This window comes from Streptomyces cahuitamycinicus (assembly GCF_002891435.1).
Taxonomy (GTDB): Bacteria; Actinomycetota; Actinomycetes; order Streptomycetales; family Streptomycetaceae; genus Streptomyces; species Streptomyces cahuitamycinicus.
The window spans coordinates 1-7,240 of sequence record NZ_POUC01000403.1 but is presented as its reverse complement, the minus strand read 5'-3'; the positions used below and the strand labels follow the sequence as shown (position 1 = coordinate 7,240).

9 protein-coding genes are annotated in these 7,240 nt (G+C 65.4%); 4 read left to right on the top strand and 5 right to left on the bottom strand.

The window, feature by feature from the left end:
• Positions 1 to 226 precede the first annotated feature (226 nt).
• From C1J00_RS44825 to C1J00_RS34690, 3 genes are read left to right on the top strand one after another with little or no spacing between them, the layout of a single operon-like run.
• Positions 227 to 1,177 (top strand): hypothetical protein, encoded by a 951-nt coding sequence (locus C1J00_RS44825; RefSeq protein ID WP_146046309.1) that lies wholly within the window; start codon positions 227 to 229, stop codon positions 1,175 to 1,177.
• 56 nt (positions 1,178 to 1,233) lie between these two features.
• Positions 1,234 to 1,761: a MarR family winged helix-turn-helix transcriptional regulator gene (locus C1J00_RS34695; protein ID WP_102912926.1), complete on the top strand. Its 528-nt coding sequence runs from the start codon at positions 1,234 to 1,236 to the stop codon at positions 1,759 to 1,761.
• Positions 1,758 to 2,990, top strand: coding sequence for a multidrug effflux MFS transporter (locus tag C1J00_RS34690; protein WP_102912925.1), 1,233 nt, complete (start codon positions 1,758 to 1,760; stop codon positions 2,988 to 2,990). The genes C1J00_RS34695 and C1J00_RS34690 overlap by 4 nt, the downstream gene beginning before the upstream one ends.
• Positions 2,991 to 3,122: 132 nt before the next feature.
• Here C1J00_RS34690 and C1J00_RS45625 read toward each other — a convergent pair whose 3' ends face one another.
• Positions 3,123 to 3,389, bottom strand: a complete 267-nt coding sequence (locus tag C1J00_RS45625) for a DUF6207 family protein (protein ID WP_219728393.1) — start codon at positions 3,387 to 3,389, stop codon at positions 3,123 to 3,125.
• A 237-nt stretch (positions 3,390 to 3,626) separates the two neighbouring features.
• On the opposite strand from C1J00_RS45625, the gene C1J00_RS44820 reads away from it, so the two are divergent.
• Complete coding sequence (locus C1J00_RS44820; protein ID WP_146046308.1) at positions 3,627 to 3,989, top strand: hypothetical protein; 363 nt, start codon at positions 3,627 to 3,629, stop codon at positions 3,987 to 3,989.
• A gap of 156 nt (positions 3,990 to 4,145) precedes the next feature.
• Here C1J00_RS44820 and C1J00_RS48410 read toward each other — a convergent pair whose 3' ends face one another.
• The 4 genes from C1J00_RS48410 to C1J00_RS34670 all read right to left on the bottom strand — a co-directional run.
• Entirely contained in the window at positions 4,146 to 4,247 is a 102-nt protein-coding gene (locus tag C1J00_RS48410; RefSeq protein WP_439333459.1) for a DUF6207 family protein, read from the bottom strand.
• Positions 4,248 to 4,733: 486 nt separating this feature from the next.
• Entirely contained in the window at positions 4,734 to 5,960 is a 1,227-nt protein-coding gene (locus C1J00_RS34680) for an MFS transporter (protein WP_180989804.1), read from the bottom strand.
• A 139-nt stretch (positions 5,961 to 6,099) separates the two neighbouring features.
• Positions 6,100 to 6,789 carry an ISAs1 family transposase gene (locus C1J00_RS34675; protein WP_439333460.1) on the bottom strand — a complete coding sequence of 230 codons (690 nt, stop codon included), beginning with the start codon at positions 6,787 to 6,789 and terminating at the stop codon, positions 6,100 to 6,102.
• 28 nt (positions 6,790 to 6,817) lie between these two features.
• On the bottom strand, positions 6,818 to 7,240 hold a 423-nt coding region (locus C1J00_RS34670; protein ID WP_146046307.1), incomplete at its 5' end, for an integrase core domain-containing protein.

The following is a 7,240-nucleotide window of genomic DNA, read 5'->3' as shown; positions in this document are numbered from 1 at the left end:
CTTGCCGGTCTCGGCGACGATCCGCACAGCCCCCTCACGGAACTCCGCGTCGAACTTCCGCCTCTTGCCTGCCATGACCCTCAACTTCCCCTGCAGTCAGGGTCTCTACGCTACGAGGGGAAGGTCAGTCGGGCCGGGCCAAGGGGTGGCAACGTTGCGAGCCACCCTCGTTCACCTTGGTGTCCTCCCACAGCGCGATGAGTCCTTGGCGTCCTTGCGTCCGTGGTTGGAGCGTGTGCTCGCCCATCTACCGCCTCGGCATCGCCGGATATTGCGCCTCTATGCCGAGTGGTCCCTGATGCGGCGGGCCCGGCGGCGCGCGGCCCGGGGGCGCTTCACGTCAGCCAGCGCTGCGGGGGTACGCAACGCCGTTCGCTGTAGCGCAGCGTTTCTTACCTGGCTCGACGACCACAACATCTCGCTGGCCGACCTCGCGCAAACGGACGTCGACATGTGGCTGTCGGAGAGCCGGGATCGCCGGCATGTCCGGCTCTTCCTTCGCTGGGCCCACCAGCGTCGCCTCACGGGCAAGCATGAGGTGCTTGACCGCCCGCGAGATGAGCCCCACCGCTGGTGGACGGAGACCGAGCACTGGACGCATTTGCGACGCTGTCTGCATGACGAGGCGTTGCCCGCTGATGTGCGAGCCGCGGGCGCCCTGGTGCTGCTGTACGGGATGCCGATCACGCGGATCGCTGCTCTCACTCGCTCCGACCTCACTGGCGGCATCGAGCCGCGACTGCTTATGGGCACGCATCCCGCAGCGCTGCCGCCCTTGGTCCACCAGCTTCTGCTTCGCCAGGCAGAACACGCCGAGCCGAACTCGGCGATCGGCCGTGTCACCCCACGAACCGCCTGGCTTTTCCCTGGGTACGCCGCCGGGACACACCGCTCCGCAGCGGATCTCGCGCGCAAGCTGCGTCTCCATAACCTGCCAGCGCGTATCGGCAGGAACACTGCGCTGCTCGCCCTGGCAGCTGACCTGCCCGCCTCAGTGCTCAGCGAGACTCTTTGTCTCAGCATCACCGCGGCTCTCAAGTGGACCCGCCGAGCTGCTCGCGACTGGAACGCCTATCTGGCGGCTCGTCCGACACCGAGACCGAACACAGGGCCGTTCACGAAGACCAACTCAGTACCGGGCCGCCGCATCCCGAGATACCAAGCTGATGCTTACTAATGTTTGGCTAAAACTGCGGCTTCTGAGTCGAGTAACGAAGCTGTAGCTTTGCAATTATGGAAGATGATGTTGAGCGGCAGCGACAGGTCGACCTGAATCTGGCCGAAGCGCTGCGGTGGGGCGTGTCGAGGCTTGCGACTCGATTGCGTGCCGAGCAGCCCGGGAGCAGCCGTGCCCTGTCACGCTTGGCCGCCTCGGTGTTGGCCAACCTGCGTCACAGTGAGGCGCTGACCCCCTCGGAACTCGCCGCCATCGAAGCACTGCAGACACAGTCGCTGACCCGCGTGCTCAATGAACTGGAGGAGCAGGGCCGCATCCGTCGCTCGCGCAGCGACGTCGACGCCCGCCGCCAGAACGTCGTCATCACCGAAGCAGGACGTGAAGCCCTGCGAGAGCACGTGAGGGACGGCAACTACTGGCTGGCATCGGCGCTCCGCCAGCACTTGTCGCCCGCTGAGCGCGGCGTACTGCAGATTGCGGCGGGCCTGCTGGAACAGGTGGCTGCAGCAGAAACGGCCGAGGACAGGCCCACCGGGCGAGCGCAAACGCCTGATTCAGGAGAAGGGGCGGCCGCCGCACTATGACCACCCGCTCTGCGGCCTCGCCCGACGCAGCCAGCCCGTACGCCGTCAAACCGAAGCGTCTTCGCCTACTTCTGGTGCTGGCCGGACTGAGCGGCGTAAGCCCCCTGGCCACAGACATGTACGTCGCCGCCCTGCCCGACCTGGCCCGCTCCTTGGCAACCGACGCCTCCGGCGCGCAACTATCCCTGACCAGCTTCCTGGTCGGCATCATCGCCGGGCAGCTCGCCCTCGGCCCGCTCAGCGACGCGGTCGGCCGCCGCCCCGTCCTCATGGGCGGGTCCGTCTTGTTCGCCGGCTTCTCCATCGTGTGTGCTCTGGCGCCCACGGTAGCTGTGCTGAACTCGGCGAGGGTGGGACAGGGCGTCGCAGGGGCCGCTGGGATCGTGGTCTCCCGAGCTGTCGTCACCGATCTCTTCGATGACCGCGAACTCCCCACGGTGTTCTCTCGCCTGGGAGCGATCGGCGCCATGGCCCCGGTACTGGCTCCGCTGGCCGGAGGCGCCCTGCTCCTCCTCGTTCCCTGGCGTTATGTCTTCGCCGTCCTCGCCTTGATGGGCGTACTCCTAGCTGCGGGCGTATGGCGCTGGATCCCAGAGTCCCATCCGCCCGATGCCCGCCTCACTGGCGGCCTGACCTCCAGCCTTCGCGCCATCGGACGGACAGCCGCGCAGCCCGCCGTCCTCGCCCCGGTGCTGGCGCTCGCCTGCGGCGGAGCCGCCGTCTTCGCCTACATCGCCGGCACCACCTTCGTCTTCCAGGACATTTACCATCTCTCCCCAGCCCTCTCCAGCCTGGTCTACGGCGTGAACGCCCTCGGCAACATGTCCGGAAGCCTTGCCTACGGGCGCCTGACCAGGCACCGGTCTCCCGAAGCGCTCCTCATCATCAGCGGCGTCCTGGCTACGGCGGGAGCAGTGGCACTGCTTCTCCTCCAGGCAACTACTGGCAGCAACATGCCCCTGACCTGGTTCTGCCTTCTGATCACCATCACCGCATTCGGCCTCTTCTTCCCCGCCGTCATCACCATCGCTCAAAGTCGCGGCCGAGCCGCCCCCGGAGCCACATCCGCACTTCTCGGCGGCGGCCAGTTCCTTCTCGGTGCAGCCGCCTCTCCCGTGGTCGGACTGTTCGGCACCCAAAGCCCCGCGCCCATGGCAGCCGTGATGGCTGTCTCGCTCACCCTGGGCACCCTGGCAGCGATCGCAACGAAACGGACATGCGGCCACTAACACCAGAGCCCCGAGCAGGTGCAGGGAGAGGAATAGCGCCAGCCACGAATACGTGCCTGGTACCAGCTATCCGCGCGGACGTCGACGTCCAGGAGGTGCCGCTGTTCGGCGAAGGCGGCGCCCTGTCATGAGTCAGGGCCGGGCCGTGGTCGGCTCCATGTTCGGACCGGCCACGGCGGCCGCGGTGAGCTGCTGGCGCAGGTCCAGGTAGCAGCGCAGCCGTACGCCGGGCTGACCGGCGTCCCGCGTCGTCTGCTCCGCTGTGGCCGTCGCCCACCGGTCGGCGAGCAGCTGCTGGAAGGCGAGCGCGGTGGCATCGTCGGCGGCCGCGACTTCTCTGAACTTAGCGACAATCGCTGAGTGCCCGTCGACCTCCACCGGGTTTGCCGGACACTGCATGTTGGCGGAGAATAACTCGTAGTCCTCCTTGCGCACACATTCCCCGAAGTGTACTAGCATTCCAAGTCTCGCGGCATCTTTAACAACCGGAATCGCCCGTTGAATATAGGGCGAAACATAATCACGTCAGTCAACTCTGACGGTCAGGCGATTAAGCATCCCGGCCCCGCTGGTAACGCCAGATGGAAGGTCAATAGCACCCAACGACTCCCTTTTCCAGCTTTGGGGGTGCACCTCATGGGGAGAATTGTAGACACGCGCGACAATACAATAGGGAACTATTCATCCTCGGGGGTTGTGTCAGACAGTAGCGGCAGGACCTTGGGGCACGTCGACTGGAGAGGAGTCGTATATACAGCAAAGAAGCACGACTGGTCTATAGGAAAAGTGAATCTCGATGGCAGTGTGGTGACCTCATGGGATAAACCTGTCGACAGGATTAGCGGGACGACGGTCTATGACAAATCCGACTCCGCAATCGGCAGAGTGACCGACGATACTCACAACCCGGACCCTGCCACCGGTGTCACGGACGCCCAGAGGGCCGGTGCCGGTCTACTCATGCTGCTCAGGGAGTATGACGTCGGAACGTCGTACTAATGTTGAGCCCTTCAACTTCGCCGAGCCAGCCCTCGCGTTCCGCCTCCGCAATCCGGTCCATCAGCCGGTACGGCTCCCACGGATCACCAGTCTCAGACAGCTTGCCGATCTCAAGCAGCGCGAACGCCGATAAAGTCCCTCTCAGGACTGCTTGGTTCAGGCATACGGGAACGCTAGCGGACAAGTATCTGACCCGCGAAAACTCTCGATGACGATCAGGCCCGGCTCGCTCACGTGGGCCTCGTTGATCGGGTTCATGTTCGGCACTACGCCGTGATGTCTGGCGACAGTTCCGGTGATCCGGTGTCTTCACCCGACCGAGTGTTTTCAGAGCCGCAGCACTCAGGCGGCGTGGCACTCGTGGGCGTGGCCACCGCGCCACTCCACCCACTGCGGGTCGTCCAAGACGGCCTCAGGTTCGGCTACGCCGGCGCCAGGGTCATTGCATGAACGAGGTTCGCCGCGTTCGTCCGTGACAGGGCGTCACATCCGTGTTGGCGCTCTTGTCCGGGAACGAGGTGCAGGCACGGTGTCGGTGATCATGTGGGTGTCGAAGCCCATGCCAACCGAGCGAGCCGCCTGCATCTGCATCTTCTCCCATCCCGTCCGTTGTCCTCTCCTTGGTGTGTTGGTCGCGGCCTGTATGGCCGGCCGGGCCAGGGCCGCCCCGGAGCTCAGCCGCTTGGGCGGGTTCCGGGGCACGTAAGAACGTCAGAAGGAGGTGTTCGGGCTATGAAGTGGTGCTCAGGTGTTGTCCGGCCACGTCAGGCGTCGGGCGAAGTGAGCCGACACGGCCACGACCATGAGCGTGGCTGTGACGCCTCCGAGCATCATGACCGTGGACGGCGAGGTGCGGTCCACGACGAAGCCGCCGGCTAGTGCACCGAGGGAGATCGTGGCTTGGAAGGAGGCGGTGAACAGAACTGCGGCTGCCTCCGGTGCGCCAGGTGTTGCCTTGGCGAACCAGGTCTGGGATGAGACGGGGACTGCGCCGTAGGCCACACCCCAAACGATCAGCAGCGCAACAGCGCCGATTTGCCACTGCCCCAGGACGGGGAGCAGCAGAGTGGTGGCCGCGATCATGGCGGCGGCGAGACCGAAGATGGCCCGGGGATGGCGAGTGACCAGGGCGCCGCCGAGGAAGTTCCCGATGATGCCCGCGGCACCGTAGATGAGCAGGAAGACGGTGATCAGTCGAGGGCCGACGTCGGTGACCTGTTCGAGAAACGGCGTGACGTAGGTGTAGGCCCCGAAGTGCGCCAGCACGACCAGGACGGTCAGCACGAGTGCGAAGCGGGCGTTGGCGCTCTTCAGCATGCCGCGCAGTACGTTGAGTCGGGTGGTCTGCGTGGGCGGCAGGGGCGGCATGACGACCAGCAGCATGATCAGCACGCCGACGGTGAGGGCGCCCATTACGGCGAATGCGGTGCGCCAGCCAGCCATATCCCCGATGAAGGTGCCAGCTGGAACACCGAGTACCGAACCCAGCGGCACCGCGGAGAAGATCACTGCCGTGGCGCGGCCCACCGATTGGGCGGGCACCAGACGCTCGGCCAGTGATGCGCCGATTGACCAGAAGCCGCCGATGACGACGCCGACGACGATCCGGGACACCAGGACGATCCAGTAGTCGGGCGCCGCCGCAGCCAGGAAGTTCGCCCCGGCCAGCAGGATCATGAACATGGACAGCATCAGGCGGCGGTCGACGCGTGCGGTCGACACGGTGACCACAGGGGCGGAGATCGCCGCAAGGAAGCCTGGCATGGTCATCATCAGCCCGGCCATCCCGTCGGAGATGGTGAAGCTTGCGCCAATCTTAGTGAGGAGACCGATCGGCAGGATCTCCGTCGTGACGATCGAGAAGATGCCGAGCATCACGGAGACGACGGCCAACCAGCCGAGCACCGGAGAGGGGGTCGGTCGATCGGCCCCGCCGGGGTGGTGCGTGGTAGAGGTGGATGATGAAGCCATGAATTCCGTCCTGTGATGGACCTGTTGTTGCGTGATCAGTTCAACAGGTGCATCACAGTGGGGGCTGGCAGATCTGCGACACCATCCTTGCCTTGCCAAGGTGATGTCGCGGATCTGCTAAATCGTCAGCAGCCGTTTCTCAACCGATCTTGGAACCACGGTCATTGCAGATTGAGTCCTGTCCCGTTTTGTCGGTAAGTCCGAGGGCTGCCAGGGGTCTGCGGTAGTCGCGGGCGGTTCGTCGGAGGGCCGCGGCGATGTTCTTCTCGCCGTTCTGGCGGTGGACGCTGATGGCGAGGTTGCGCAGGGAGGCCATGGTGCGGGGGAGTTGGCCGGTACGGACCTTGGAGTCGTCCTCGCGGTAGGTGCGGTCGCGGACATAGTGCAGGAGGTTCTCGATGCCCCAGTGTCCGCGAATCCATGCGGCGAGTTGGGCTCCGTTCGCAGCGCCGGGCGGCAGGCTGGTTATCAGGTAGACGCGCTCGACGGTCAGCTTCCCTGTGGACAACTCTCTTCTCCAGCGCACGGTCTGGAGGGCCTGGCGGGCGCCGGGGTAGTCGATGTGGCGGAAGGCGACCGTCTTGAGCCGACGAATCTCGTCACGGTGGTGGGCGCGGGTGCGGTCGTAGTGTTCCAGGGTGATCTCCCGCCAGGGCAGCGTACGGATGCGGCCGTAGAGGCCGGGGTGGTTCTTCTTCACGATCGCGAGATAGTGGGCACCGCGCATCCGCAGGTAGGCGCCGTGGGCATGCTGGGTGTGCAGGGCGTCGGCGGTGACCATGACTCCGGTCAGCTCGAGGGTGTCCAGCAGAGGGGCGAAGCCGGGAATGGGCCTTGTCCCCGGATGTTGAACACGTCTATGCCGCTTGGGCCAGGGTAGTTGATGTTGGTTGGAGGGTGTTCTCGAAGGCGATCGGAGACCGCTGACCGAGGCGGGAGTGTCGGCGTCGGGTGTTGTAGCGGGTCAGCCAGCAGAAGGCGTCGAGTCGGGCCTCACGCTCGGTCGACCAGCCCTTCCGGCCCTGCAAGGTCTCTCTCTTGAGTGTCGCGTTGAACGACTCGGCGGCGGCGTTGTCCGCGCTGGACCCGACGGCGCTCATGCTCTGCCGGACCCCTGCTGACCTGCACGCTTCGGCGAATGCCCGACTGGTGTATTGCGAGCCGTGGTCGGTGTGCATCACTGCCCCGGCCAGGCTCCCGCGGGTCCGCCCGGCGGCGGCCAGGGCGTCGATGACGAGCTCGGTTCGCATGTGATCGGCGATAGCCCATCCAGCCAGACG

Excerpts from the sequence above, each read along its gene's own strand:
- C1J00_RS48410 (WP_439333459.1), bottom strand. The coding sequence starts at position 4,247 with ATGAACCCGATCAACGAGGCCCACGTGAGCGAGCCGGGCCTGATCGTC.
- C1J00_RS34680 (WP_180989804.1), bottom strand. The coding sequence starts at position 5,960 with ATGGCTTCATCATCCACCTCTACCACGCACCACCCCGGCGGGGCCGAT.
- C1J00_RS34690 (WP_102912925.1), top strand. The coding sequence starts at position 1,758 with ATGACCACCCGCTCTGCGGCCTCGCCCGACGCAGCCAGCCCGTACGCC.
- C1J00_RS44820 (WP_146046308.1), top strand. The coding sequence starts at position 3,627 with ATGGGGAGAATTGTAGACACGCGCGACAATACAATAGGGAACTATTCA.
- C1J00_RS34695 (WP_102912926.1), top strand. The coding sequence starts at position 1,234 with ATGGAAGATGATGTTGAGCGGCAGCGACAGGTCGACCTGAATCTGGCC.
- C1J00_RS45625 (WP_219728393.1), bottom strand. The coding sequence starts at position 3,389 with ATGCAGTGTCCGGCAAACCCGGTGGAGGTCGACGGGCACTCAGCGATT.